The following is a 25194-nucleotide window of genomic DNA, read 5'->3' as shown; positions in this document are numbered from 1 at the left end:
TTGGCAGGAAGGAGATCACAGAATGAAATATATAAAATTTCAGGATAAAAATGGAAGTTTTTCCATAGAAAATCCGGAGAATTACAGCGGTTTATATATACCTCTGGCCGGAGAAAACGGATTGAAATCCGCGATCACCCCTTCTCTGGGAGGAGACAGCAAACTGGATCAGAATCATTTTCTGCTGGAACCGGTAAGCATTGAGAATCTTCATAATAATCGAAACACCAGAAATTTCTGGTGCAAGATAAAAGGAAAAGGTTACTGGTCAGCATGCGGAGTTTCGGCAGAACAGGAATTTCAGAAATATACTGATAAACAGGATAAAAGCAGCCTGGAAGCCGGATTTATGTGGCAGAAGCTGCACAGAACTTCTGAGAAATACGGACTTCAGTCAGAGATTTTGTCTTTTGTGACAGTGAAAGGTGATGCGGAGGTCCATCTTGTAAAGATTACCAATATTGAAGAGGAAGAACAGGAGATCACATCGGTTGCTGTAATACCTGTATATGGAAGAAGTGCAGACAATCTCAGAGATCACAGGCATGTGACTTCCCTTTTGCATAGGATAAGAACAACGGAGTACGGTGTTGAAGTAAAACCGGTGCTTTCTTTTGATGAAAGAGGTCATCAGAAGAATAATACTGCATATTTTGTATATGGATCTGAAGGCGAGGGAACGGAACCGGAAAGCTTTTATCCTGATGTGGAAATGTTTATCGGAGAAGGCGGTTCTTTCCTGATTCCGGAGGTGGTCAGAGAAGAGAAAAAAGGTGTTCCGGCAGGAACAGAAATTGAAGGAAAGGAAGCTGTCGGTGGTATTCGTTTTGCATCCAGGGTTCTGAGACCACATGAAACAGCTGTATATGTTGTGACAGCGGGAATATCTGAAAAAAATCAGCTGCCGGAGGAGACTGCACGGTTTTACAGAACTGAAAAACAGGTTGCAAGAGAATTTGAATATGTAAAAAAACACTGGACAGAAAAAGTGAATGTTTCTTTTGAGACAGGTGATGAGGACAGAGATAATTATCTGAAATGGATCTGTTTCCAGCCGGTATTAAGAAGAATTTACGGTTGTTCATTCCTCCCGTATCATGATTATGGAAAAGGTGGAAGAGGCTGGCGTGATCTCTGGCAGGACTGTCTGGCACTTCTGATCATGGATCCTTCTGTTGTACGTCAGATGATCGTCGATAATTACGGTGGAGTACGCATCGATGGAACCAATGCCACGATCATCGGAAACAGACAGGGTGAATTTATCGCAGACCGCAACAACATTGCCCGCGTGTGGATGGATCATGCTTTCTGGCCATTTGTGACAACGCAGCTTTATATGGATCAGACCGGGGATATGAATGTCCTTTTTGAGAAGATTCCATATTTCAAGGATCTTCAGACAAAAAGAGGAACTGCGCATGATGAAAAATGGAGCAGTGCCTATGGAGAAAATCAGAAAACAGAATCCGGTGAGATTTATTACGGAACGGTTTTGGAACACATTTTGCTGGAAAATCTCTGTGCTTTTTATGATGTAGGAGAGCACAACGAGATGAAACTTCACGGGGCAGACTGGAACGATGCCATGGATATGGCATGGGAAAATGGTGAGAGTGTGGCATTTACCTGTGCATATGCTGGAAATATGAAGAACATCGCAGAATATCTGAGAAAACTTCAGGAAAAGGAAATGTTTGACAGGATTGAAGTTGCGGAAGAAATGGAAATCCTGTTTACCGGAGACCGTGAGCTTTATGAAAGCCCGGAGAAAAAGCAGCAGCTTCTGAGACAGTACACAGAAAAATGTGCACATGATATCAGCGGAAATACTATTGTGATCCGTCTGGACCAGCTTAGCCGGAATCTGGATGAAAAGGCAGACTGGATGATGGAAAACATCCGCAGAAGAGAATGGGTAAAAGACGGAGAAAACGGCTGGTTCAACGGATATTATGATGATCATAAACGTCCTGTGGAAAGGGCAGAAAACAGCCAGGTACGTATGATGCTTACCAGTCAGGTATTTGCAATCATGAGTAAAACCGCACAGAAAGATCAGATTGAGTCTATCTGTAAAAGTGCGGATAAATATCTTTTTGACCGTCAGGCAGGAGGATATCGCCTGAATACCAATTTCCATGAAGAAAAATTTGATCTGGGAAGAATGTTCGGGTTTGCTTATGGAGAAAAGGAAAACGGAGCGGTATTTTCCCATATGGCTGTTATGTATGGCAATGCATTGTATAAAAACGGCTATGCAAAAGAAGGACATAAGGTTCTGGAAACGCTTCTGGACGCTGCTATGGATTTTGAGAACAGCAGGATGTATCCTGGAATTCCGGAATATTTTGATAATCAGGGAAGAGGATTGTATGCATATCTTACCGGTGCTGCAAGCTGGTATATGCTGACTATGATCACAGAGGTATTTGGCGTCAGAGGAGATCTTGGAGATCTGGTGATCGCGCCGGCACTGATGCCGGAGCAGTATAATGAGAATGGACAGGCATCTCTTACTATGGAATTTGCCGGAAGAAAGCTGGAGATCTGTATCTGCAATCCGGAGAAAAAACTTCCTTCAGAATATAAAATAAAAACAGTATGGTGTGATGAAAAGAAAATGAAAAACGAACAGAGTACCTGTGTACGTATAGATCGGGAACTGCTCGAAAAGCTTTCTGTAAAAGAAACACACAGGATCAAAGTGGAACTGATGTAACCGAAATCGGTTATACATAATTGTTAAATTACAGAAACAGAAGTATCAATAGGAAAACGGCATCCCACAGTTGTAAAAAGCTGCGGGATGTCGTTTTTGATGCTGATAAAAAATATCAGCCATAATAATAAGGATGTTTACCACATGGATTTGTAATATTTGTCACGGTACTTCTTTGAGGTAAGGCCGGTGAAGTTTTCAAAGATCTGGATAAAATGACTCTGTGAAGAGAAATTCAGATAATTGGCGATATCAACGACTGCTTTATCAGAGTATCGGAGCAGGTGAGTGGCTTTTTCGATTTTTTTCTCGCGGATGTAATCACTTATGGATACGCCAAGATTCTGTTTGAATACTCTGGACAGATAACTGGGAGAGAGTCCGGTATGTTCTGACAGATCCTGAATGGTGATACGCTCCTTAATGTGACCGTAAATATAGTCCACGCATTGCATGACCGGTCTGGAAAGAATAGAGCTTTTTTTCTGGAGGATCATTTTTCCGGTAAAATCTCTGGCCATAATATGATGCAGATCTGCAATCTGGCGTACAGTGGTGCAGGAATCCATTTTCAGAATGTAAAAATCGCTGAGACGATATGCCTGTTCAGGCTCCAGTCCACCGTCAATACAGTAACGGGTGAGCATGGCAGTAGTGACAACGAAATGATACTTCAGGTTGGTCAGAGGATTTTTGGAGAGGATACCGGTTCCCTTCAGATGAAGAAAAGAGTCTTCCTCGCAGTTTTTGTTTACAGCTTCCATATCACCGGCTCTTACGGCATTGTAAAAAGAATATTCCACAGAGGGAGAGCGATGAAGAGCTTCCAGTTCTGTATCTTCCAGTTCATTAGTAATCCAGTCTTGGGAAATGGACATATTGATATCCTCCTTATATGTTGATGTTTAAGGAATGTGTTGGTTTTTTATATTATGACATGAATCTGACATTTTGTTAAGATTAATAATATAATCGCAGATAAAAAAATGGTATATTTTTATCATCAAAGGTAAAGCATCGGGGATGCTACAGAAAAAGGAGGATTTATACTATGAAGAAAAGAGCGGTATCTATGATCCTTGCAGCAGCAATGGTTTGTGGAATGATGGCAGCAAATGTAAGCTGTGTATCTGCAAAAGGATCGGATGAGGGAAAAGTGATCAATATTTATTCCTGGAATGATGAGTTCCGTCAGAGACTGGAAGCTATTTATCCGGAAGTAGAGTCCACTTCCAAAGATGGTACAGTTACAAAACTGAAAGATGGTACAGAAATCCACTGGATCGTAAATCCGAACCAGGATGGCGTATATCAGCAGAAACTGGATGAGGCACTTCTCAACCAGGCTGATGCAAGTGCAGATGATAAGGTAGACATGTTCCTTTCTGAGACAGATTATGTGTTCAAATATACAGACAAAGATGCAGATGTTGCAATGCCTCTTACTGATCTTGGCATTGATCCGGACAAGGATCTTGCAGATCAGTATGATTTCACGAAAACAACAGCTTCTGATGCGGATGGAGTACAGAGAGGCGCCACATGGCAGTGCTGCCCGGGTGTCCTTGTATATCGTCGTGACATTGCGAAAGATGTTTTCGGTACTGATGACCCGAAAGAAGTTGGCGAGAAGATGAAAGACTGGGATACAGCTAAAGAAACAGCAGCTCAGCTGAAAGAAAAAGGATATTATACATTTGCTTCTTATGCAGACACTTTTCGTTTATATGGAAACAGCATTGAGAATCCGTGGGTAGAGTCCGGTGATTCTGTGATCAAAGTAGATTCAAAGATCATGGACTGGGTAAAAGATTCCAAAGAGTGGCTGGATGCAGGTTATCTTAACAAAACTGTAAAAGGTCAGTGGAACGATGACTGGAACAAGGCAATGAGTTCTGAGTCCAAGGTATTCGCATTCCTCTTCCCGGCATGGGGTATCGACTTTACTCTGAAACCAAACTGGGATGGAGCAGAAGGTGACTGGGCTGTTACAAATCCTCCGCAGGAATACAACTGGGGTGGCTCTTACATTCAGGCTGCAACAGGAACAGATAATCCGGAACATGTCAAAGATATTATCCTGGCAATGACGGGAAATCAGGATAATCTTCTTAAGATTTCCAAAGAATACTCTGATTTTACAAATACAAAATCCGGTATGAAAGATGCAGCTACAAATGCAGATTTCGCATCTGATTTCCTTGGTGGACAGAACCCGTTTGAGTATTTTGCACCGGTTGCAGAGAATATCAAGATCGCACCGCTTTCCGCATATGACCAGGGTTGTGTAGAGCTGATCCAGAACGCTTTCAGTGATTACTTCCAGGGTAAAGTAGACTTTGACAAAGCAAAAGCCAACTTTGAGACAGCTATTCAGGAGCGTTATCCGGAGATCACAGAGATCCAGTGGCCGGAATAAATACCACATGAGGATAATTGTTGATGCTGCAGGATCTTTGGATCCTGCAGCTTGCTGGAAAGGAAGAGCATTATGAAGAAAAAGAGCGTTAATTACGGAAAATGGGGATACATATTTATTCTTCCGTTTTTTGTGATCTATTTTATCTTTTCGCTGATTCCGCTGTTTGATACAGTGAGATACAGCTTTTTTGAATATTTCCGTTCTGGAATCAAGCAGATTGGTCCTAATTTTATAGGACTTGCCAATTATGTCAGTCTTCTGCATTCTGACATGCTGAAATACGGACTGAATACACTGATCCTTTGGGTGATCGGATTTGTTCCGCAGATCGTTATTGCACTGGTGCTTGCATGCTGGTTTACTGATGCCAGGCTGAAGCTTCATGGCAAGCAGTTTTTTAAGGTTGTAATTTATCTGCCGAACCTGATCATGGCATCAGCATTTGCACTTCTGTTTTTTACCATGTTTTCCACAAACGGACCTGTAAACTCCATTTTGTGTTCACTGGGCTGGATAAAGGAACCGATTGATTTTCTGGGCTCTGTTCTGGGAACAAGATCATTGGTAGGTTTCATGAATTTCCTGATGTGGTTCGGAAACACGACCATCATGCTGATGGCAGCAGTAATGGGAATCAGTATGGATATTTTTGAAGCATCGGATCTGGACGGATGCAACAGCATTCAGCGTTTCGTCTATATTACGCTTCCACTGATTCGTCCGATTCTTTCCTATACTCTGATCACTTCCATCATCGGTGGCCTTCAGATGTTTGATGTACCGCAGATCCTCACAAACGGACAGGGTAATCCGGACAGAACATCCATGACACTGATTATGTTCCTGAACAGCCATCTGAAGAGCAAGAATTATGGTATGGCCGGAGCATTGTCTGTATACCTGTTTATTATCAGTGCAATCCTCTGCTTCTTTGTATATCGTATGACTAACGACAATGATCCGGACGGATCTAAGAAAGCAGCGAAAAAGAGAGCAAGAGCAGAAAGGAGAAAAACAAAATGATGAAAGATAAGACAGCCAGCAGGATTAGAAGTATCGTGGCACATGTGGTACTTATTATTCTTTCCTTTATGTGTCTCTTTTTCTTTTATGTACTGATCGTGAATGCGTCTCATTCTCATGCAGAGCTTCAGAAGGGATTTTCTGCTCTTCCTGGAAAATATTTCTGGAAAAACCTGATGAATGTTGCAAATGACGGAAGCTTTCCGATGTTCAGGGGAATTCTTAACAGTATTATCGTGTCCGGATGCAGTGCAGTATTATGTACATATTTTTCCTCACTGACAGCATATGGTCTTTATGCCTATGATTTCAAGGCAAGGAATGTAGCGTTTACATTTATCATGGCGATCCTCGTCATGCCGACACAGGTAACTGCAATGGGCTTCCTTCGTCTGATCACAAAGATGGGATTATATGATTCCCTGCTTCCGTTGATCATTCCGTCTGTTGCGTCACCGGCCGTATTCTATTTTATGTACAGCTATCTGCAGTCCTCACTGCCGATGTCACTGGTAGAAGCAGCCAGAATTGACGGCTCCGGAGAATTCCGTACTTTCAACAGTATTGTCCTGCCAATCATGAAGCCGGCAATCGCTGTACAGGCGATTTTTACATTTGTAGGCTCCTGGAACAATTATTTCGTTCCTGCTCTGGTTATCCAGTCTAAAAGCAAGATGACTGTTCCAATCCTGATTGCAACACTTCGTGGAGCAGATTATATGAATTTTGATATGGGTAAGATTTACATGATGATCACAGTTGCCATTGTGCCGATCATTATCGTATATCTCCTTCTTTCCAAGTTTATCATCGCAGGAGTGACACTTGGAGGCGTAAAAGAATAACAAAAGGTAGCAGGTAAGATATGACAGTTAAGAAATGGAAACACAGCGGAACAAAGAAACACAGCATGTCAGACCGTGAAATACGAAACGGTCTTCTTTCGGAAAAAGCAGCAGAGGAGGGTATTGTACTGCTGAAAAATGATAAAAAAATACTCCCTCTGAATATTTCCACGAAAATAGGTTTATACGGCGCCGGTGCGGGAAAGACAGTGAAAGGCGGAACAGGTTCCGGTGATGTGAATAACAGAAGTAACATTTCTATTTATCAGGGACTGAAAGAAAACGGTATTCAGATCGTAAGCGAGAAATGGCTGGCCAATTATGAGTCAATATACGCAGAAGCACGCCGGGCATGGAAAGAAAAAATACTGGAAGAAGCAAAGTTTGTGGAAAATCCTTTTGATGCCTATGCGGAAAATCCCTTTGCAATGCCGGAAGGCCGTGCAGTCACAGTAGAAGATACTGTCGATGCCCAGACAGCAATCTATGTGGTAAGCAGGATTTCCGGTGAGGGAAAGGATAGGCGCAGGGTCGAGGGAGATTATTATCTGAGCAGACGGGAGCGGGAGGATATCCGGTTCCTTGATGCACAGAAGATTCCTACAGTACTTATCCTGAATTCCGGCGGTCCGGTAGAACTGACAGATATTCTGGAAGAAACAGAAAATATCTGTGCTGTCCTGAATATTTCCCAGCTTGGACAAAGAGGCGGACTTGCCCTCGCCAATGTCCTTCTGGGAAAGGTAACTCCAGGCGGCAAGCTGACTGCAACATGGGCCAGAAGGTATGAGGATTATCCGTGTGCAGAGGAATACAGCTATCTTAATGGCAAGCTTGAAAGAGAAGAGTACAAGGAAGGAATTTATACAGGATATCGTTATTTTGATACTTTTGGTGTAAAACCGCTGTTTCCGTTTGGATATGGACTTTCTTACACAGAAATGCAGATACGCTTCCATGGGATGAAAACATCAGGGGATGGCGTTGAAGTTGAAGCAGAGGTAACGAATACAGGAGAAACTTTTTCGGGAAAAGAGGTCGTGCAGGTCTATGTGTCTCTTCCACAGGATGAATCAGGGAAGGAATACCGTCGGCTGGCTGGTTTTGCAAAAACAAAACTTCTGAAGCCGGGGGAAAAAGAACTGCTGAAAATCAGGATCGACAGAAAGACACTGGCATATTTTTCCGAAGAGCAGCATGCCTGGATTGCTGAAAAAGGTTATTATGCTGTCTGGGTCGGAAACAGCATTGCATCGCTTACGCTGGCTGCAATGCTTGAAGTGCCGGAGAGTGTGATCCTGGATAAAACGAATATCCTTGAGAATCAGACGGATATTACGGAAGAAGTTTATGACCGCCAGAATCTTTCTGTCAGAACTCTGAAATGGAAAGAGAAGGCAGAGAATGAGAAGATTGGAAGATATATCTATTATCCTGAACCAGAGAAGAGAACAGAATGCACCTGCCAACCGGAAAATAAGATTCCTGCAAAGGATCTGCTCCCGCTGTTTTATGGGAATATTGCTGGAATCTCCAGTAATCTGGGGGCGGCAGGAATCCGTGTTCCTGGCTCTGCCGGTGAGACCACGGCTGCTCTTTATGAGCAATATGGCGTTTCCCCACTGATCATGGCCGATGGGCCGGCAGGACTGAGACTTCAGCAGAATTATGAAGTAGACAGAGAAACAGACACAGTATATGGAATCGGTGTCCTTGGATCTCTGGAAAACGGATACCTGAGAACAGATGAGACTCACGAAAACGCAGACAGATATTATCAGTTCTGTACGGCATTTCCGGTTGGAACTGCACTGGCTCAGACCTGGGATACTGCCCTTGTGGAAAAAGTTGGAATAGCAGTGGCAGAAGAAATGGAAGAATTCCACATAGATCTCTGGCTAGCACCTGGTCTTAATATTCAGAGAAACCCTCTGTGCGGCAGAAATTTTGAGTATTATTCCGAAGATCCGCTGCTTTCCGGAACCATGGCAGCAGCCATGACAAAAGGAGTGCAGAGCAGACCTGGCTGCGGTGTTACCGTTAAGCATTTTGCCTGTAATAATCAGGAAGATAATCGTATGGGCGTGGATGCACAGGTATCAGAACGTGCCCTGAGGGAAATTTACCTGCGTGGTTTTGAGATTGCAGTTAAAGAAAGCAGACCAGTGGCAATCATGTCTTCCTATAATTTACTGAATGGTGTCCATGCTGCAAACAGTGTTGATCTCTGTACAGCCATTGCCCGAAAAGAATGGGGATTTGACGGTGTGATCATGTCAGACTGGAATACAACGGTTCCGGAAGATGGAAGTATTCCGTGGAAATGCGTGACAGCAGGAAATGATATTATCATGCCTGGTAATGCAGCCGACGCAGAAAATATCCGAAAAGCTTTTGAAGACGGAAAGCTTTCGGAAGAAGTTGTCAGAATGTCTGCGGGACGTATTCTGAACCTGATACACACACTGACAGCAGAATAAAAAAAATTATATAGTAGTGAAAAACTTGCCTGAATTCAATTTTCGATTTATCATTGGATTCAGGCATATTTTTTGTAGATGTCGCGCAAGGCAACCCGTTTTAGGCGGAGAATCCTGCAGGCAGTTTTTTATATGCCGTGAAAAGGAGAATACCATGAACATAAAACGAGCAAAGCAGGAGATCAGAGATTCCATAGAAGCATATCTTTCAAAGGACGAATTCGGTGAGTACCGGATCCCGGCGATCCGACAGAGACCGATCCTTCTTATGGGCCCTCCGGGAATCGGAAAGACACAGATTATGGAACAGATAGCAAGGGAATGCGGGATTGCTCTTGTTTCCTATACCATTACCCACCACACCAGGCAGAGTGCTGTGGGACTTCCTTTTATTGTAAAAAAGAATTATGGTGAGGAAGAATTTTCTGTTACGGAATATACCATGAGTGAGATCATTTCGTCCGTTTACGACAAAATGGAAAAAACAGGTCTGAAAGAAGGCATCCTGTTTATTGATGAGATCAACTGCGTATCTGAAACACTAGCGCCGATGATGCTGCAGTTCCTTCAGGGAAAAACCTTCGGAAACCAGAAGGTGCCGGAAGGCTGGGTGATCGTCACAGCAGGCAACCCGCCAGAATATAACAAATCCGTCCGGGAATTCGATGTGGTCACTCTGGACCGTATCAAGAAGATCGATGTGGAGGCAGACTTTGATGTATGGAAGGAATACGCCTATCAGCAGGGAATTCATCCGGCGGTGATCTCCTATCTGGAGCTTCGCAGAAAAAATTTCTACAGGGTGGAGAATACCGTAGACGGAAAGATCTTTGCCACAGCCAGAGGCTGGGAGGATCTTTCCCGTCTGATCCAGGTTTATGAGATCCTTGGAAAAACCGTAGACCGTGAGGTGGTCAGTCAGTACATTCAGCACAGGATAATCGCGAAGGATTTTGCAGGCTATCTGGCTCTTTATTATAAGTACAGAACGGACTATAAAGTGGAGGACATCCTGAAAGGAAAGTGGGATCCCATTACTCTGGGTAAGATCCGCACAGCCTCTCTGGACGAGCATTTGAGCATTGTAAGCCTTCTCAACGGAAAGCTCAGCGAGCTTTTTACAGAATGCTATCTTACCGATGCCTACCTCACGAAACTGTATGATTATATGGTGTACTTCAGAGAAGATCAGGACAGCCTCACAGCAAAAAATCTCATGGAAAAAGCAGAGGCGGATCTTGAAAAGGACAAAAAGAGTGAGCTTCTTACAAAACAGCAGGAGCGTATACAGAAACGTGTTGTGTCATTCTTTGAAAATGCGTCCGGATCGAAATCAACCTCGGGATCAATTGGATCGGAATCAACCGGATCAGATAAAACCAGATCAGGCTCATATCCGGCAGGAGGCAGAAGTGCTGCAGCAGAATCGAAAGATCCATCGTCAAACAGGAACTATGAGTTTGTGAAAGTCCTCTTCGAATCCGAAACCGAAGCCTACGAAAACCGAACCGACGAAATATCTCTTACTCTTCAGAACGTCTTCGACTTCATGGAAGCTGCTTTTGGGGACAGCCAGGAAATGGTGGCATTTATCACAGAACTGAATGCCAACTATTATAGTCTCTGGTTCATTCGGGAGAACGGTTCTGACCAGTATTACAGGCATAATAAAGGTCTTCTTTTTGACGACCGCCAGAAAATGCTTCTGGGCCAGATGGAGGAAGTGGAAAACATTCTCAATAATGGAATAAAATAATATGTCTTACCAATTTATTATTTACTATTGATTAAATTGGGGAATTATCGTATAATATTTACTATAAAAGTCCGGAAAATAGAGAGGGCAAATAGTCAAAATGCACAGACTGACTGAATGGCTGCAGAGCGATCATCTGGTGCAGAACTGCATGATGACTGAGAATGGTAAATATCCACTTGTCTATATTCCGGGATTTTTATGTAAAGGAAGGCAACACAATAATAAAGGAAGGCGGCCGAAACGGACGACATGTTTACAAAGATTACAGAAGAACGAGCATTTGACGGAATATTAGCGCAGATCATAGAAAATATCCGGCGGGGAGAACTGAAGCCGGGGGACACTTTACCTGCGGAACGTGTTATGGCAGAATCACTGGGAGTTTCCAGACCTGCTGTCCGTGAAGTCCTGCGGGCACTGGAGCTGATGGGAATTGTCACAACGGTCCGCGGCGGAGCCAACTATATTACCGAGAATATGGATCAGTGGCTTTCTGCACCACTGGCCCTTCTTTTTCAGCTGAATAACAGCCATGTACAGCAGGTACAGGAACTTCGTTCTGCGCTGGAGCAGGAGGCTGCGCTTCTTGCAGCCGGGAATTGTACGGAGAAGGATGCATTAGATCTGCGTTCCATCCTGGCACAGCTGGAGAGCTCAGAGGACGAGAAAGCCCGTGCAGGTCTTGATAAGAAGCTTCATACGAAGATTGGCAGGATCGCAGGGAATCCTATGATCTACAATGTCCTGGATGCGGCAGCGCAGCTGACTGAGGAGATCATTTCCGGCACCCGAGCCTATATTATGCAGAAACATAATTCCGCTCTGGAGGTGGATGATCAGCACAGAAGGCTGGTGGAAGCCATTATTTCCGGAGACCGGAACCAGGCGGAGAAGCTGATGCGAGAACATATGGAAACCATTGAGAAATATATACTGGAGATTGCGCAGCAGCAGGGGGAGAACAGCCTTGTATTTCATCGCTGATCCACCTGAAAAAATTAAATAAAATTTCAGTAAAAATCCCGTTAATCTGGTAAGACCACTATTGATTTTGGTAAGACCGCGTGCTATAATAGGGACTGTATTGGTAATACCAAAAAAGTTTGATATTATGGCAGCATCCTGAAGACTTCATGACGAGACAGCATAAGATGAGACAGCGTAAGTTGGGACAGCATGAGACTAGACAGCGTAAGGTAAGATAGCATGAGGCAGGACAGCATAAGACGAGACAGCACAGGATGAAGGTTACTGTACCCCTGCAGTATCATATAAAATATGTAGCAGGCCACAGCGTGGGCGGTAACCTGCCGGAAATATCAGGAGAAAGGACTTGCGATTATGGGATATGTAAAATGGAGTTATGACACACTGAACCATTTCTGCGGAGACGTTTTTAAAGCGTTTGGCTTTTCTGAGGAAGAAGGAAGCATCATTAAAGATGTTCTTCTGACTGCTGATCTGTATGGGATCGAGAGCCACGGAATGCAGAGGATGGTTCGTTACCATAAAGGAATCGAGAAGGGGACTATTCATCCCCAGGCGAAACCGGAAGTTGTTTTTGAAACACCGATTTCTGCCGTGATAGACGGACATAACGGAATGGGCCAGCTGATCAGCCATTTTGCCATGGAAAAGGCAATTGAGAAGGCAAAGACAACTGGTGTGGGAATCGTAAGTGTACGAAATTCCAACCATTTCGGTATTGCAGGATATTATGCGAACATGGCCTGCCATGAAGGCCTTCTTGGAATGGCATGTACCAACTCCGAGGCGATCATGGTACCGACTTTTGGAAGAAAGGCTATGCTGGGCTCCAACCCGATCGCAGTCGCTATGCCTGCAGACCCGTATCCGTTTTTCTTTGACTGTTCCACAACAGTTGTAACCAGGGGTAAACTGGAAATGTATAATAAGATGGGTAAGCCTCTTCCGGATGGCTGGGCACTTGACAAAAACGGTCATGCCAGCAATAATGCACCGGATGTACTTGCAAACATCGTAGCCAAGAAGGGCGGCGGAATCATGCCTCTTGGTGGAAACGAGGAAGTCAGCGGAAGCCATAAGGGATATGGCTATGGAATGCTCTGTGAGCTGTTCAGCTCTATTCTTTCCATGGGCGTTACCTCCGACAAATGCTGTACATTCCCGGACAAGACCGGTATCTGCCATGGATTTATGGCGATCAACCCGGCGGCATTCGGAGATCCGGATGCGATCCGCAAGCATTTTTCAGAATATCTTGAGGCGCTTCGGGAGAGTCCGAAGGCAGACGGTCAGGACAGGATCTATACACACGGCGAGAAAGAGGTAGCTGCTGAAAAAGACAGAAAAGAGAATGGCATTCCGGTCAACGACAATACCATGGTAGAGCTTGCTGATCTCTGCAGTTATCTGAAGCTTGATTTTGGCTCTTATTTTGAAGGCTATGAGCTTCCGAAGGACAGTAAATTCTTCAATGGTAATTATTAATTCAGGTAATCCTTTTGAAATGAAATATATCATAATTATCCAAGGAGGAAAAGAAAATGGATTATGCAAAAGAGTCATTAAGACTGCACGGAGATTGGAAAGGTAAGATCGAGGTTGTTACAAGAGTGCCGGTTGAGAATAAAGACGACCTTTCTCTTGCATATACACCAGGTGTAGCTCAGCCTTGCCTTGAGATCCAGAAAGATATCAATAAATCCTACGAGCTTACAAGAAGATGGAATATGTGTCTTGTTGTAACAGACGGTTCCGCAGTTCTTGGTCTTGGTGACATCGGACCGGAAGCCGGTATGCCTGTAATGGAAGGTAAATGTGTACTGTTCAAGGCATTCGGCGATGTAGATGCATTCCCGCTTTGCATTAAGAGCCATGATGTAGACGAGATCGTAAATACTATTTACATGATCTCCGGATCCTTCGGTGGTGTTAACCTTGAGGATATCTCCGCTCCGAGATGCTTTGAGATCGAGAAAAAACTGAAAGAGAAATGTGATATTCCGATCTTCCACGATGATCAGCACGGAACTGCAGTTATCACACTTGCAGGTTTGACAAACGCTCTGAAGGTTGTCGGAAAGAAGAAAGAGGATGTTCGTATCGTTATGAACGGTGCAGGTGCAGCTGCTATCTCTATCTGCAGACTTCTTCTGAAAGCAGGCTTCAAGGATGTTACACTCTGCGATAGAAAGGGTGCCATCTATGAGGGACGTACAGAAGGAATGAACCCGGTTAAGGAAGAGATGAGCAAGCTCACAAACCTTCAGAAGAAACAGGGATCTCTTGCAGAGATGCTGGTTGGCGCGGATGTATTTATCGGTGTTTCCGCTCCTGGAGCAGTTACAACAGAGATGGTTAAGACCATGAACAAAGATGCCATCATCTTCGCATGCGCAAACCCGACACCGGAGATCTTCCCGGATGACGCAAAAGCAGGCGGAGCAAAGGTTATCTCCACAGGGAGAAGTGACTTCCCGAACCAGATCAACAACGTTCTTGCATTCCCTGGAATCTTCCGTGGTGCATTTGATGTAAGAGCAAGTGATATCAACGATGAGATGAAGATCGCAGCTTCCAAGGCTCTTGCAGATCTGATCACAGATGAGGAGCTTTCTCCGGAGTATATCATTCCGAAGGCATTCGACAAGAGAGTCGGACCGGCTGTCGCAAAAGCAGTAGCAGAGGCAGCAAAAGCAACAGGCGTAGCACGTATCTGATCTTAAGCGCCTGATACGAACCAAAACAGCCCTTCATTAAGAAGAATATATCAGACACCCGTACTCTGTAACCCGGTACGGGTGTCTTTTTGTTTCCCAGCAGGTGGTATTACCCTTTGACAAATGTCCTCGCAGTGAGTACAATAGCAAAAGAATATGATAGGAGGTTAAGCACAGCATGAAACCATGGGAAGCTAATATACGAAAAGTAGTGCCGTATACTCCTGGCGAGCAGCCAAATGAGAGAGGCATGATCAAACTGAATACAAACGAGAATCCATATTCACCGGCTCCGGGTGTGGAGAAGGCGCTGAAGGCCCTTGATGCCGATACCCTGAGACTTTATCCGGATCCGACAGCAGGAGACCTGGTACACAGTATTGCCGCGTTCTACGGCCTGAAGGACGAGCAGGTATTTACAGGCGTTGGTTCCGATGACGTACTGGCTATGTGTTTTCTCACATTTTTTAATTCAGAGAAACCGATCCTGTTCCCGGACATCACTTATTCTTTCTATGATGTATGGGCAGATCTTTTAAGGATCCCATATGAGCGCCCGGCATTAGATGAGGAGTTCCATATCCGTAAGGAAGATTATTTCCGTGAAAACGGCGGAATCGTATTCCCTAATCCCAATGCACCGACCGGCGTGGAAATGCCTCTTTCTGAGATCGAGGAGATCGTGGCAAAGAATCCGGAGAGTATCGTGATCGTAGATGAGGCGTACGTGGATTTCGGAGCAGCATCCGCACTGCCGCTGATCGAAAAATATGATAATCTGCTTGTTGTGCAGACCTTCTCCAAGTCCAGATCCCTGGCAGGAATGCGTATCGGATATGCCTTCGGAAATCCGGAGCTGATCAAATATCTCAATGATGTGAAATATTCCTTTAACTCCTATACCATGGATCGTACTACCATCGCGGCTGGTGTGGCATCTATGGAGGATAAGGCATATTTTGAGGAATGCTGCCATAAGATCATTACAACAAGAGAGTGGACAAAGGCAGAGCTCAGGAAGCTTGGATTTTCCTTCCAGGATTCCAGATCCAACTTTATCTTTGCCACACATGAGAGCTGTCCGGCCAAAGAGCTTTTCGCAGCACTGAGGGAGAAACATATCTATGTAAGATATTTCCCGAAGGACAGGATCGACAATCATCTTCGTATCACCATCGGTACCGATGAGGAGATGAAAAAGCTGGTAGAATTCCTGACGGAATATCTGCAGAAATAACAATTAAGGAGGTACTATGGAAGTACTGGTACAATGGTTTTCACACCACCTTGCACAGTTTATCTCTCCCGAGGGAGCTGTGTTCATCATTTCTATGATCCCGATACTGGAGCTTCGAGGCGGCCTTCTGGCAGCTTCTTTGCTGAAGATATCGGCTGCGAAGGCACTGCCGATCTGTATCGTGGGAAATATTATTCCGATTCCGTTTATCCTGCTTTTTATCCGGCAGATCTTTAAATGGATGAAAAAAACAAAGACGTTCAGAGGTCTGATCACAAAGCTGGAAAACAGAGCTATGGGAAAGAGTGACCAGATCAAGAGATATGAATTTCTTGGACTTTTGCTGTTTGTGGGAATCCCTCTTCCGGGCACAGGAGCCTGGACAGGTGCACTGATCGCCTCTCTTCTTGAGGTGGATATCAAAAAATCCTCCATTGCGATCCTGTGCGGACTTTTTATGGCAAGTGCCATTATGTATATTGTTTCTTATGGAATTGTAGGAAATGTAGTGCATTGATCGATCACAGAGAAGGAATGGCTTTTTGATCGAGATCGGATTGAAAATAAAGAAATCCCTTACCGGATCTGTAAAATGATATGTGTTCTGTATTCCGGAAACATATCAGAGATCGGTAAGGGATTTTTTATGTGTTTTTACATATCAGGCAGAGGTATACCGAGAAGATCCTTACATAAGTCTGCGCTTCAGCATGTCCGCGTTTAAAGCGTATTTCAGAGCTGTATCCCTGGTGATACGGCCTTTTTTATATAATTCCAGAAGGCTCTGGTCCATAGAACGCATCTGCTCCTGACCGGATGTGGAGATCACGCCTTCGATCTGGTGTACTTTATTGTCGCGGATCATATTGCGGATGGCAGGAGTCAGGCGCATGATCTCGAAAACAGGAATGTTGCGTCCGTCCACATCCGGGATCAGTTGCTGGGAGATCACAGCCTGAAGGACCATGGAAAGCTGGAGGGCGATCTGATGCTGCTGGGATGGCTCAAACACGTCCATGATGCGTTCGATGGTGTTGGCTGCTCCCAGAGTATGCAGGCTGGAAAGGACAAGATGACCGGTTTCCGCAGCGGTCATGGCAGTCTGGATGGTTTCATGATCACGCATCTCTCCAAGAAGGATCACATCCGGGCTCTGGCGTAGTGTGGCACGAAGAGAAGTCAGATAGCTTTCGGTGTCGGTACAGATCTCGCGCTGGCTGACGATACAGCGATCATGGCGGTGGAGATATTCCAGAGGATCCTCCAGAGTGATGATATGGCCTTCCCGGGTATGGTTGATTCGGTCGATCAGACAGGCCATGGTGGTGGATTTACCGCTTCCGGCAGAACCGGTAACAAGGACCATGCCACGGGTATAGTCGGAGATGTTCATCACATCCTCGGGAATGGAAAGCTCTGCAGGATCCGGTAGCCGGAAGGCGATCACGCGGATCACGGCAGCTAGGGAACCACGCTGCTTGTAGGCATTGACACGAAATCTGGAAACACCGGGAATGGAAAAAGAAAAGTCATCATCACCGGTTTCCATAAGACGGGATATATCGCGGTTTTCCGCAAGGCCGTAAATGGTGCGGAGTAAATTTTCTGTCTGATCAGGCATCAGCCTGTCACCACGGTCCAAAAGATGACCGTCGATCTTTTCTGCCAGGGGGCGGCCTGCGATGATAAAGATATCAGAGACACGCCGGTTGGCAGCTTCTGCTAAAAATTCAGGAATAGGGGTATCCATAGGTTTATTCTCCTTTAAATACATTCTGGTGGTTGTCAGGTTGCCAGGATCCGGTAAGCTCTGTGTTCCATTGCAGGATCTGATAAGCGGAAGAGCTTTTTTCCTGCGGGTAAAAAATCTCAAGCACTACAGAAAGCTGTTGTGTCTCGGAAATTCCAACGGAGAAGGAAAGGGTGTGGCTGTGGGAATCCCAGCTGAGATCGTTCCTTGTGTCCGCAAGCTTTTGTATCATGGAAAAATATCTGGTCTCATCGGAAGCTTTTTCCCTGTATTGCTCCAGATCATCACGGATTTCTGAAACGGTTTCCGTGGCGCTTGCGCAGCCGGTGTAATAATTTTCGGTCTGTTCCATAGAATGTCTGGCTGTGTTAAGACTGGATCTGGAGCTTCCAAGAGTAAGCAGAGCAAGTACACAGAGACACAGCACAGAGAAGATAAGAAACAGGGAAGGAATGCCGACAGTTACAAAAAACGTATGCTTCTGTTTCAATGTACAGCCTCCCTTCTGTAGTCATCAACAGGAAAACGCAGGGTGATCCGGTAAAGCTCACTGCAGTTGGAAAGCTGCCGGAAAGAAAGCTCGCCGGATTTTTCTGAAGAAGAAATATCTGTTTCCAGGATCATTTCACAGGCGGCTTCTCCGGAAGAGCAGCTCTGCCAGTTACGGTCATAATACCAGATCAGGTTGGTGTTCTTTTTGATGCCCCCCGGAAGCAGAGAGAGGAACTGTTCATCGGTTCCGTCAGTGCCTTCCAGTATCTCGCCCACGGAGGTTGTGAGAGCCTGGATCTGGTTCCACTGTTCTGCCTGGAGCCGGTTTTTCCGTGCTGCCGCGAAGATCTGGATGCAGGCAGCTGAGGAAAGTGACAGAAACAAAAGGGCAAGGATCATTTCCATCAGAAAAAGGCTGGTACCGGAATTATGTCTTGATTCTTTCATGATGCCTCCTTTTTGCCAGTGCGATGAAGCAGGAATTCCGAGCGGACTCCCGTGGTACTTTCCAGGGAAAAGTGGTAAAAACCATTTTGCATTTCCGAAAACCGGAAATCGGAAAGCTGTGAGATGACGGTTCCTGCATCGGAACTGGCCTGAGAGCTTTTTGCAGTGAAAAGCTCCATCAGACTGTCATTCTTCAGGTAAATATACGTGATATATTCTTTTCCTTTGATATCGTCCCGGAAACAAAGGGCAGGAATATCATCCAGGGAACCGGAAAAGATCTCATCGCCGCGGTCGTGCTGCCGGAATTTGGTAGTCAGATAAGTTGCTGCGGTCCCAAGCTCGGAATCGGAGTCAGTCTGTTTCACAGTCTGCTGGTAAATCCGGGCGGAAAATAGCAGCATCAGTATAAGGAACAGAACAAAAACACCAAAAAGAAGAAACGAAAAAAGAGAAGAAACGGAATGTCCGGTGTTCTTCCGGTGATTCATGAGGCATTCCCTCCTTTCGCACTGCCGGACAGAGCGATCACGCTGATAGACGGCAGGAGATTGGAACCGTTAGGAACATACTCTACTACGAATTTGGTTTTGTCATAAGTGATATGATAATCCGAGAGAAGCTGGGACAGGCTTTCGGGATATGTGCCTGTGAGGGCATAGGTGCGGATGGCACCGTTTTTCAGTGCCTGTTCCAGAGCATCCTGTTCTTTGTGTACGGCCTGGTCGGAGGTGCTGCTGACACCTGCCACAAACAAGGTGCAGGATAAAACCAGAAGCAGCGCCGGAAAGAGAAGAAAAAATGCTCTGAGAAATTTTGTTCTGCGGCTTTCAAAAAGTTCCATGCGGTCACCACCTTACATTGCAAAATCTGAGAGGATCCCCAGAAGCGGCATCATGACGGATAAAAGGACTAGCCCCACAAGAAGAGACAGCAGGATCACGATGGTAGGCTCCACAATGGAGACTGCCTGTGAGATCAGATCTATGGATCTTTCGGTGTACTGCCGGGAAAGCCTGCGGAAGGTTTCGTCACTGGAACCGGAATAGAAGGATATCGTGATGAGACGGCCTTCCATGCCGCCGAACAGACCGGATTCTGTAAGGGCCCTGGAAAAAGTTTCTCCGCTATCCAGGATAGAGGAAGCCTTCCGGAGTCTTTCGAGTATCACCGGCTGTGAGATCAGATCCTTTGTAAGCTCCAGGCTGGTTTCCGGGGAAAGTCCGCTCCGAAGCCCCAGGGAAAGGCCCTGGGTCAGACGACTGTAATCCATGGCAACCGGGATCTCACGGAAAAACGGGAGATGGATGACCATTTTTCGCAGCTGGCTGTGACCTTTTTCCGTAAGACTGAAAAACAGGATGCAGCCAATGAGGGCTACGGCGAGGATCAGAAAAACAGAGGAATACCGGCTGATCACGTTGCCTGCATTCAGAAGTCCCCGGGAAACCCCGTTCATTTCCATTCCCATCTGGTTAAATACCTGTTGAAATACCGGCAGGACTTTTATCAGAAGGACCAGGATCACAACAGCCATCATGCCAAGCATGAGCAGCGGGTAAGTGACTGCAGACCGTATCTGTCCGGAGATTTCTTCCTCCTGTTCATAGTGGGAACTGAGACTTTCCATGATCTCATCCAGGCAGCCGGTTTCCTCGCCGGTCCGGACATAAGCGGTCATGGATGAGGGAAAGACCCCGGATTCGTCAAGAGCCCGGGAAAGAGAACCGTTTTCTTCCACGGAACGGATCAGGGGTGTGAGGATCTGCCGGTCTGCATCGGTCTTGCTTTCGTCACAGAGGATGTGAAGTCCTTCAGCTGTGGATATGCCGGAATGCAGAAGCATTCCCATCTGCCCGCAGAAACTGGATAATTCCCGGGCTGTCAGTTTGTTTTTCATAATAAGGTCTCCTTTAGTGGGTCAGCGCGTGAACTGTACCGTATAATTGCTTTCATCACCGATATATTCCTGGATCGCTTCATCACCATCACTGTTGGCGTCAAAGGTGGGATCCATCAGCTTCCAGGTGTCTCCGTCAAAAGATACTGCCTTTGTCACCCAGCCTCTGCCACGGATATAAACATCGATCCATGCATGTTTTACATCACCGGAATAGCCGATCTGAAGCTTGCAGGGAATGTCCTGGCTGCGGAGCATTGCAGTAGTCAGTGCAGCGTAATCAAAACAGATCCCCGTGCCGGTGCTTAAAGTATCATCTACATCAGGAAGATAACCGGCTTCGACAGAATCAGCTTTGTCATAATCGTAGGAAATATGACTGGTAACATATGTATAGAAGGTTTTCAGGATGTCGATATCGGTCATGTCTTCTTTGACAAGAGAGGCTGCCAGTTTGCAGGTTTTACTTTTGGAAGAAAAGTCCACGTACTGGTTTGGATACAGAAACGGAAGAAACTCATTCTGAAGCTTTATTGTGAGCGTTTCCGTGTAAAGGGCGGCATACTGGTTTCCATCAACCTGCTGATAGCAGGTGATGAGATACTCACCGGAGCCTTCGGAAAAGGGAAATACCGTCTGTTCATCAGGTTCCAGAAAATAGGAATAGACCACACCGGAGGGAGCAGTAAGCTGAATGTTCATGCGGGAATCATCGGAATCGGATTCTGCAGTCAGATACCCCTGATCCTGATTGGAAATATCCAGGATCAGAGGGGAACTGCCCAGTGTTTTTTTGCCGGGGGCCTCCGGGGTGAGGACTCTGGCCGGAGAATATACCGGAGGTTCTTCATCGGAGGAAGGAGAATTTCCACAGCCTGCCAGCAGGATTCCGAAAAGCAGCCATACAAAAAAGAGACGGACTGGTAAAAATTTTGACATAGTTTCCGTTCTCCTGTTATATCATGCTTTCTTTTTGAACAGTATAGCAGATTCCGTGAAAAAAAGACAGGAGCAAGGCTCAAAATGTAGGTGAAAATGTTGACATTTCAGGGAAAAAAACATATACTATACATATAAGGGCAAACCTGTTGAAAGACAGGGACGCAAAGCCATGGGTCTAAGGTTCGAAGGATGACTATGACAGCCGGTTGCCGCATTAAATTCCGATTTAATGACGTATTCAGATAACATCTATGAACAAGGATATGTGTTTTGATGCGGCCGTTTATTTTGTTAGAATAAGCGGTTTTTTTGATGCCTAAAATCCGGTTTGGGGTGGAAACTGAAACGTCGGCTTTCAGAAAGGTGTGAATGATATGAAAAGAACAGATATTCGTAAAATTTTTACGGGCAGGAAAAAAGCTTTGGCAGGATGTCTCGCAGCTGTTATTGTACTGGCAGGTGGCTTTAATGTCTGGCAGTCGTCACAGGTTCCGGAGTTTCCGGATTTTACAGATCCGGTAATGGAAACTACCATCACAGAGGATGACACTCCACTTGCTTCAAAACCGAAGGTGACTACCAAAACGACTTCAAATACCAAGACAACCAGAAAAAAAGTTAAGCTGAAAAAAGCGGCGACCAAGACTTATACCAAGAAGCTTCCGACTACCAATAAGAAGAGTACGACCACAAAGAAAACAAACAGAAATACAACCGTAAAAACATTAAAGACAGTTAAGACTGCAACAACACAGAAATACACAAAGAAATCAAAAACAGCCGTTCAGACACGGAAAGTAACTACAACCATTCAGACGACCACAACAGTCATGGCGGCTTCAGCTACTGCCGGCAAAGCGAATGCAGCTTCCACAAAAAAAGTAGAAAGCATCAACATGGACAGCAAATATTCAGTAAGCAATATTGCTTCCATTGCACCGAAGATGGACAGCAGGGTGCTCAAAGCCTACAAGAAGCTTGGATTTACTGTAACGATCGATCCGTCTGTTAACTACGGAGGCTGCTTTAACGCACATTCAAGAAGCATCATCCTTCGTTTTGAGAATGAGACAATCTACCATGAACTGGGACATTTCCTTGCTTTTGTTGCGGGAAACGTAGACAGAACAAGTGATTTTGCCGCAGTTTATAACAGCGAAAAATCCAAATTTACAGGTATCAACAGAAGCTATGCAACGCAGAACAGTTCAGAATATTTTGCAGAATCAGTGCTTGAGTATGTAACAAGTCCGTCAACACTTAAGAGACAGAGACCAAAAACGTATGCAGCGATCGTAGCGGCTCTGAATAAAATTACTGATGAACGTATCCAGAGGGTCATGGATATATACGGACCGTTCTGGAGCTAAAAAAGAAGCATACAGGAACGTTGGATCTGTCCGGGAAGAGATCTCCCGGGCAGATTTTTTCTTTTTTGTGAGAAAAGTATAAAAAAAATGTCGATAAATATTTCTTGCAATAGACTCTATAAGGTGTGTATAATGAAACATAAGCTGAAAACACGCTTTCATTCAAAAAAAGTGCAGCCATGTCAGGTTGTATCTGATTCCATAAACAACAAATATATAATTTATCAGATTTAAGAATAGAGGATTTAATATGAGAGAAAAGTATGAATCATTATCTCTGGCGGTGTTGAAGGATCTGGCAAAGGCGAGAGGGATGAAGGGAATTTCTACTCTGAGAAAACCGGCACTGATCGAGCGGATGCTGGAGGAGGACGCCAAAGAGTCCGACAGAGGAAATCCCGAAGAAGTACACAAAAGTACACCGGCAGAAAATACTGTAAAAGAAAAAAGCTATGATTCGGAAAAAACAGAATATCGTACCCGTCCGGCAGGGGAAGGACTTCAGGAGCAGCGGAAGGAATATCGTAGTGATAAGAATGAGCAGGAACACAGAAGCACAAATATCCGCAGAGAGTACAACCGTGAATATAACCGGGAAGCTACAAGGGAGAACGGGAATGTCCCGTCAGAATCCACCCAGCTGGACAGTGGTGAAAAGGCTAACGGGATCCTAGAGGTCCTTCCGGATGGATATGGCTTTATCCGATGTGAGAATTATATGCCGGGTGAGAACGACATTTATGTTTCTCCTTCCCAGATCCGCCGCTTTAATTTAAAGACAGGTGATATCATCCAGGGAAATATCCGTATCAAGACCCAGGGAGAGAAGTTCAGTGCCCTTCTCTACGTATCTTCCATTAACGGTTTTCATCCGAGTGAGGGACAGAGACGGTATAATTTTGAAGATATGACACCGATCTTTCCGAATGAGAGACTTGTCATGGAGCGTGCAGGCGGTACAACGGCCATGCGTATCGTGGATCTGATCAGTCCTATCGGAAAGGGTCAGCGAGGAATGATCGTATCTCCGCCAAAGGCAGGTAAGACAACCCTTCTGAAAGATGTTGCCAAGTCTATCCTCAGGAATAACAGAGATATGCATCTGATCATTCTTCTGATCGATGAGCGTCCTGAGGAGGTTACCGATATCAGAGAGGCGATCCAGGGACCGAATGTGGAAGTGATCTATTCTACATTTGATGAACTTCCGGAACATCATAAGAGAGTTTCCGAGATGGTTGTGGAGCGTGCGCGCCGTCTTGTAGAGCATAAACAGGATGTGATCATTCTTCTGGATTCGATCACACGACTTGCCAGAGCCTATAATCTGATCATCCCGCCAAGCGGAAGAACCTTATCCGGTGGTCTTGACCCGGCGGCTCTCCATATGCCCAAAAGATTTTTTGGCGCAGCCCGTAATATGCGCGAGGGCGGAAGCCTGACGATTCTGGCAACTGCACTTGTGGATACCGGAAGCAAGATGGACGATGTTATTTATGAGGAGTTCAAGGGAACCGGTAATATGGAGCTTGTCCTGGATCGTAAATTACAGGAGAAACGGGTATTCCCGGCCATTGATATCCAGAAATCCGGAACCAGAAGAGAGGATCTGCTTCTCAGCAAGGATGAACAGGAAGCGGTTTATATTATGCGAAAAGCTCTTAACGGAATGAAAGCGGATGAGGCAGTAGAACAGATCCTGAATACCTTTGCCAGAACCAGGAACAATGCAGAACTGGTACAGACTGTAAAGAAACAGAAATTTTTATAAAGTCCTTGCATTTTACGGAAAGCTATGTTATACTTAGCAAGCTGTTTAAAATGGAATTCGTCAATTGAATACGAATAATATTAAATATATAGAGAGGTGAAAATCATGAGAGAAGGAATCCATCCGAACTACTATCAGGCAACTGTAACCTGCAACTGCGGAAACACTTTCGTAACAGGTTCTACTAAAGAGGACATCCATGTTGAGATCTGTTCCAAATGCCATCCGTTCTACACAGGACAGCAGAAGGCTACACAGGCTCGTGGACGTATCGATAAGTTCAACAAGAAATACGGCCTGAATAAGTAATTATTGCGAATACAGGAAATG

Annotated in this window: 22 protein-coding genes and 1 riboswitch; of the genes, 14 read left to right on the top strand and 8 right to left on the bottom strand. The window is 45.1% G+C overall.

The genetic code is table 11. From position 1 onward, the window contains the following. Positions 1-22 precede the first annotated feature (22 nt). Positions 23-2722, top strand: a complete 2700-nt coding sequence (locus tag CCC70_RS06750) for a GH36-type glycosyl hydrolase domain-containing protein (RefSeq protein ID WP_287084502.1) — start codon at positions 23-25, stop codon at positions 2720-2722. A gap of 137 nt (positions 2723-2859) precedes the next feature. On the opposite strand, the gene CCC70_RS06745 is transcribed toward CCC70_RS06750, so the two are convergent. Beyond that, positions 2860-3600 (bottom strand): helix-turn-helix transcriptional regulator, encoded by a 741-nt coding sequence (locus tag CCC70_RS06745; protein WP_287084500.1) that lies wholly within the window; start codon positions 3598-3600, stop codon positions 2860-2862. Positions 3601-3773: 173 nt separating this feature from the next. Between CCC70_RS06745 and CCC70_RS06740 the strand changes: the two genes are divergently transcribed. The 10 genes from CCC70_RS06740 (at position 3774) to CCC70_RS06695 (ending at position 16709) form a co-directional block, all read left to right on the top strand. Beyond that, the gene (locus tag CCC70_RS06740) at positions 3774-5141 is read left to right on the top strand and encodes an ABC transporter substrate-binding protein (RefSeq protein WP_015526173.1); all 1368 of its coding nucleotides are present in this window, start codon (positions 3774-3776) and stop codon (positions 5139-5141) included. A 72-nt stretch (positions 5142-5213) separates the two neighbouring features. Continuing rightward, positions 5214-6167, top strand: coding sequence for a carbohydrate ABC transporter permease (locus CCC70_RS06735; RefSeq protein WP_015526171.1), 954 nt, complete (start codon positions 5214-5216; stop codon positions 6165-6167). After that, positions 6167-7012 carry a carbohydrate ABC transporter permease gene (locus tag CCC70_RS06730; RefSeq protein ID WP_044961860.1) on the top strand — a complete coding sequence of 282 codons (846 nt, stop codon included), beginning with the start codon at positions 6167-6169 and terminating at the stop codon, positions 7010-7012. The genes CCC70_RS06735 and CCC70_RS06730 overlap by 1 nt, the downstream gene beginning before the upstream one ends. 20 nt (positions 7013-7032) lie before the next feature. Beyond that, complete coding sequence (locus tag CCC70_RS06725; RefSeq protein WP_287084497.1) at positions 7033-9492, top strand: glycoside hydrolase family 3 protein; 2460 nt, start codon at positions 7033-7035, stop codon at positions 9490-9492. 154 nt (positions 9493-9646) lie between these two features. Beyond that, complete coding sequence (locus CCC70_RS06720) at positions 9647-11248, top strand: ATP-binding protein (protein WP_287084496.1); 1602 nt, start codon at positions 9647-9649, stop codon at positions 11246-11248. Between the two features lie 252 nt (positions 11249-11500). Then, the gene (locus CCC70_RS06715; protein WP_021652097.1) at positions 11501-12235 is read left to right on the top strand and encodes a FadR/GntR family transcriptional regulator; all 735 of its coding nucleotides are present in this window, start codon (positions 11501-11503) and stop codon (positions 12233-12235) included. Positions 12236-12592: 357 nt separating this feature from the next. Continuing rightward, positions 12593-13723, top strand: coding sequence for an Ldh family oxidoreductase (locus CCC70_RS06710; protein ID WP_021652098.1), 1131 nt, complete (start codon positions 12593-12595; stop codon positions 13721-13723). A gap of 56 nt (positions 13724-13779) precedes the next feature. After that, on the top strand, positions 13780-14955 hold the full coding sequence (locus CCC70_RS06705; RefSeq protein ID WP_015526165.1) for an NAD(P)-dependent malic enzyme: 1176 nt from the start codon (positions 13780-13782) through the stop codon (positions 14953-14955). A 178-nt stretch (positions 14956-15133) separates the two neighbouring features. After that, on the top strand, positions 15134-16192 hold the full coding sequence (gene hisC / locus CCC70_RS06700; RefSeq protein ID WP_118752736.1) for a histidinol-phosphate transaminase: 1059 nt from the start codon (positions 15134-15136) through the stop codon (positions 16190-16192). 16 nt (positions 16193-16208) lie between these two features. Beyond that, positions 16209-16709 (top strand): COG2426 family protein, encoded by a 501-nt coding sequence (locus CCC70_RS06695; protein WP_059086725.1) that lies wholly within the window; start codon positions 16209-16211, stop codon positions 16707-16709. Positions 16710-16880: 171 nt separating this feature from the next. Here the strand turns inward: CCC70_RS06695 and CCC70_RS06690 are convergent, their stop codons facing one another. From CCC70_RS06690 to CCC70_RS06660, 7 genes are read right to left on the bottom strand one after another with little or no spacing between them, the layout of a single operon-like run. Beyond that, on the bottom strand, positions 16881-17942 hold the full coding sequence (locus CCC70_RS06690; protein ID WP_118608158.1) for a type IV pilus twitching motility protein PilT: 1062 nt from the start codon (positions 17940-17942) through the stop codon (positions 16881-16883). Between the two features lie 4 nt (positions 17943-17946). Next, positions 17947-18432: a hypothetical protein gene (locus CCC70_RS06685; RefSeq protein WP_118608157.1), complete on the bottom strand. Its 486-nt coding sequence runs from the start codon at positions 18430-18432 to the stop codon at positions 17947-17949. Next, entirely contained in the window at positions 18429-18881 is a 453-nt protein-coding gene (locus tag CCC70_RS06680; RefSeq protein ID WP_015526159.1) for a hypothetical protein, read from the bottom strand. The genes CCC70_RS06685 and CCC70_RS06680 overlap by 4 nt, the downstream gene beginning before the upstream one ends. Beyond that, entirely contained in the window at positions 18878-19372 is a 495-nt protein-coding gene (locus CCC70_RS06675; protein ID WP_287084493.1) for a DUF4860 domain-containing protein, read from the bottom strand. The genes CCC70_RS06680 and CCC70_RS06675 overlap by 4 nt, the downstream gene beginning before the upstream one ends. Further along, entirely contained in the window at positions 19369-19725 is a 357-nt protein-coding gene (locus CCC70_RS06670) for a hypothetical protein (RefSeq protein WP_118752737.1), read from the bottom strand. The genes CCC70_RS06675 and CCC70_RS06670 overlap by 4 nt, the downstream gene beginning before the upstream one ends. 12 nt (positions 19726-19737) lie before the next feature. Continuing rightward, entirely contained in the window at positions 19738-20781 is a 1044-nt protein-coding gene (locus CCC70_RS06665; RefSeq protein WP_118752738.1) for a type II secretion system F family protein, read from the bottom strand. A 21-nt stretch (positions 20782-20802) separates the two neighbouring features. Continuing rightward, positions 20803-21720 carry a transglutaminase-like domain-containing protein gene (locus tag CCC70_RS06660; protein ID WP_278603384.1) on the bottom strand — a complete coding sequence of 306 codons (918 nt, stop codon included), beginning with the start codon at positions 21718-21720 and terminating at the stop codon, positions 20803-20805. A 129-nt stretch (positions 21721-21849) separates the two neighbouring features. Further along, positions 21850-21937, top strand: a riboswitch (cyclic di-GMP riboswitch). A 160-nt stretch (positions 21938-22097) separates the two neighbouring features. On the opposite strand from CCC70_RS06660, the gene CCC70_RS06655 reads away from it, so the two are divergent. From CCC70_RS06655 to rpmE, 3 genes are all read left to right on the top strand, one after another. Next, positions 22098-23093, top strand: coding sequence for an anthrax toxin lethal factor-related metalloendopeptidase (locus CCC70_RS06655; RefSeq protein ID WP_286186890.1), 996 nt, complete (start codon positions 22098-22100; stop codon positions 23091-23093). A 250-nt stretch (positions 23094-23343) separates the two neighbouring features. Continuing rightward, positions 23344-24864 (top strand): transcription termination factor Rho, encoded by a 1521-nt coding sequence (rho, locus tag CCC70_RS06650; RefSeq protein ID WP_021652109.1) that lies wholly within the window; start codon positions 23344-23346, stop codon positions 24862-24864. A 105-nt stretch (positions 24865-24969) separates the two neighbouring features. Further along, positions 24970-25173 (top strand): 50S ribosomal protein L31, encoded by a 204-nt coding sequence (gene rpmE, locus CCC70_RS06645; protein ID WP_015526151.1) that lies wholly within the window; start codon positions 24970-24972, stop codon positions 25171-25173. Positions 25174-25194 lie beyond the last annotated feature (21 nt).

Source organism: Blautia sp. LMAG:89 (assembly GCF_008679485.1).
Lineage (GTDB): Bacteria > Bacillota > Clostridia > Lachnospirales > Lachnospiraceae > Blautia_A > Blautia_A fusiformis.
This window is presented reverse-complemented; position numbering and strand designations above follow the sequence as displayed.

What these genes read in the sequence shown, in the direction of transcription:
- CCC70_RS06660 (WP_278603384.1), bottom strand. Translation starts at nt 21,720, where the DNA reads ATGTCAAAATTTTTACCAGTCCGTCTCTTTTTTGTATGGCTGCTTTTC.
- CCC70_RS06665 (WP_118752738.1), bottom strand. Translation starts at nt 20,781, where the DNA reads ATGAAAAACAAACTGACAGCCCGGGAATTATCCAGTTTCTGCGGGCAG.
- CCC70_RS06740 (WP_015526173.1), top strand. Translation starts at nt 3,774, where the DNA reads ATGAAGAAAAGAGCGGTATCTATGATCCTTGCAGCAGCAATGGTTTGT.
- CCC70_RS06675 (WP_287084493.1), bottom strand. Translation starts at nt 19,372, where the DNA reads ATGAATCACCGGAAGAACACCGGACATTCCGTTTCTTCTCTTTTTTCG.
- CCC70_RS06750 (WP_287084502.1), top strand. Translation starts at nt 23, where the DNA reads ATGAAATATATAAAATTTCAGGATAAAAATGGAAGTTTTTCCATAGAA.
- CCC70_RS06655 (WP_286186890.1), top strand. Translation starts at nt 22,098, where the DNA reads ATGAAAAGAACAGATATTCGTAAAATTTTTACGGGCAGGAAAAAAGCT.
- CCC70_RS06730 (WP_044961860.1), top strand. Translation starts at nt 6,167, where the DNA reads ATGAAAGATAAGACAGCCAGCAGGATTAGAAGTATCGTGGCACATGTG.
- CCC70_RS06705 (WP_015526165.1), top strand. Translation starts at nt 13,780, where the DNA reads ATGGATTATGCAAAAGAGTCATTAAGACTGCACGGAGATTGGAAAGGT.
- CCC70_RS06680 (WP_015526159.1), bottom strand. Translation starts at nt 18,881, where the DNA reads ATGAAAGAATCAAGACATAATTCCGGTACCAGCCTTTTTCTGATGGAA.
- CCC70_RS06720 (WP_287084496.1), top strand. Translation starts at nt 9,647, where the DNA reads ATGAACATAAAACGAGCAAAGCAGGAGATCAGAGATTCCATAGAAGCA.
- CCC70_RS06745 (WP_287084500.1), bottom strand. Translation starts at nt 3,600, where the DNA reads ATGTCCATTTCCCAAGACTGGATTACTAATGAACTGGAAGATACAGAA.
- rpmE (WP_015526151.1), top strand. Translation starts at nt 24,970, where the DNA reads ATGAGAGAAGGAATCCATCCGAACTACTATCAGGCAACTGTAACCTGC.
- CCC70_RS06735 (WP_015526171.1), top strand. Translation starts at nt 5,214, where the DNA reads ATGAAGAAAAAGAGCGTTAATTACGGAAAATGGGGATACATATTTATT.
- CCC70_RS06670 (WP_118752737.1), bottom strand. Translation starts at nt 19,725, where the DNA reads ATGGAACTTTTTGAAAGCCGCAGAACAAAATTTCTCAGAGCATTTTTT.
- CCC70_RS06710 (WP_021652098.1), top strand. Translation starts at nt 12,593, where the DNA reads ATGGGATATGTAAAATGGAGTTATGACACACTGAACCATTTCTGCGGA.
- CCC70_RS06715 (WP_021652097.1), top strand. Translation starts at nt 11,501, where the DNA reads ATGTTTACAAAGATTACAGAAGAACGAGCATTTGACGGAATATTAGCG.
- CCC70_RS06695 (WP_059086725.1), top strand. Translation starts at nt 16,209, where the DNA reads ATGGAAGTACTGGTACAATGGTTTTCACACCACCTTGCACAGTTTATC.
- CCC70_RS06690 (WP_118608158.1), bottom strand. Translation starts at nt 17,942, where the DNA reads ATGGATACCCCTATTCCTGAATTTTTAGCAGAAGCTGCCAACCGGCGT.
- rho (WP_021652109.1), top strand. Translation starts at nt 23,344, where the DNA reads ATGAGAGAAAAGTATGAATCATTATCTCTGGCGGTGTTGAAGGATCTG.
- hisC (WP_118752736.1), top strand. Translation starts at nt 15,134, where the DNA reads ATGAAACCATGGGAAGCTAATATACGAAAAGTAGTGCCGTATACTCCT.
- CCC70_RS06725 (WP_287084497.1), top strand. Translation starts at nt 7,033, where the DNA reads ATGACAGTTAAGAAATGGAAACACAGCGGAACAAAGAAACACAGCATG.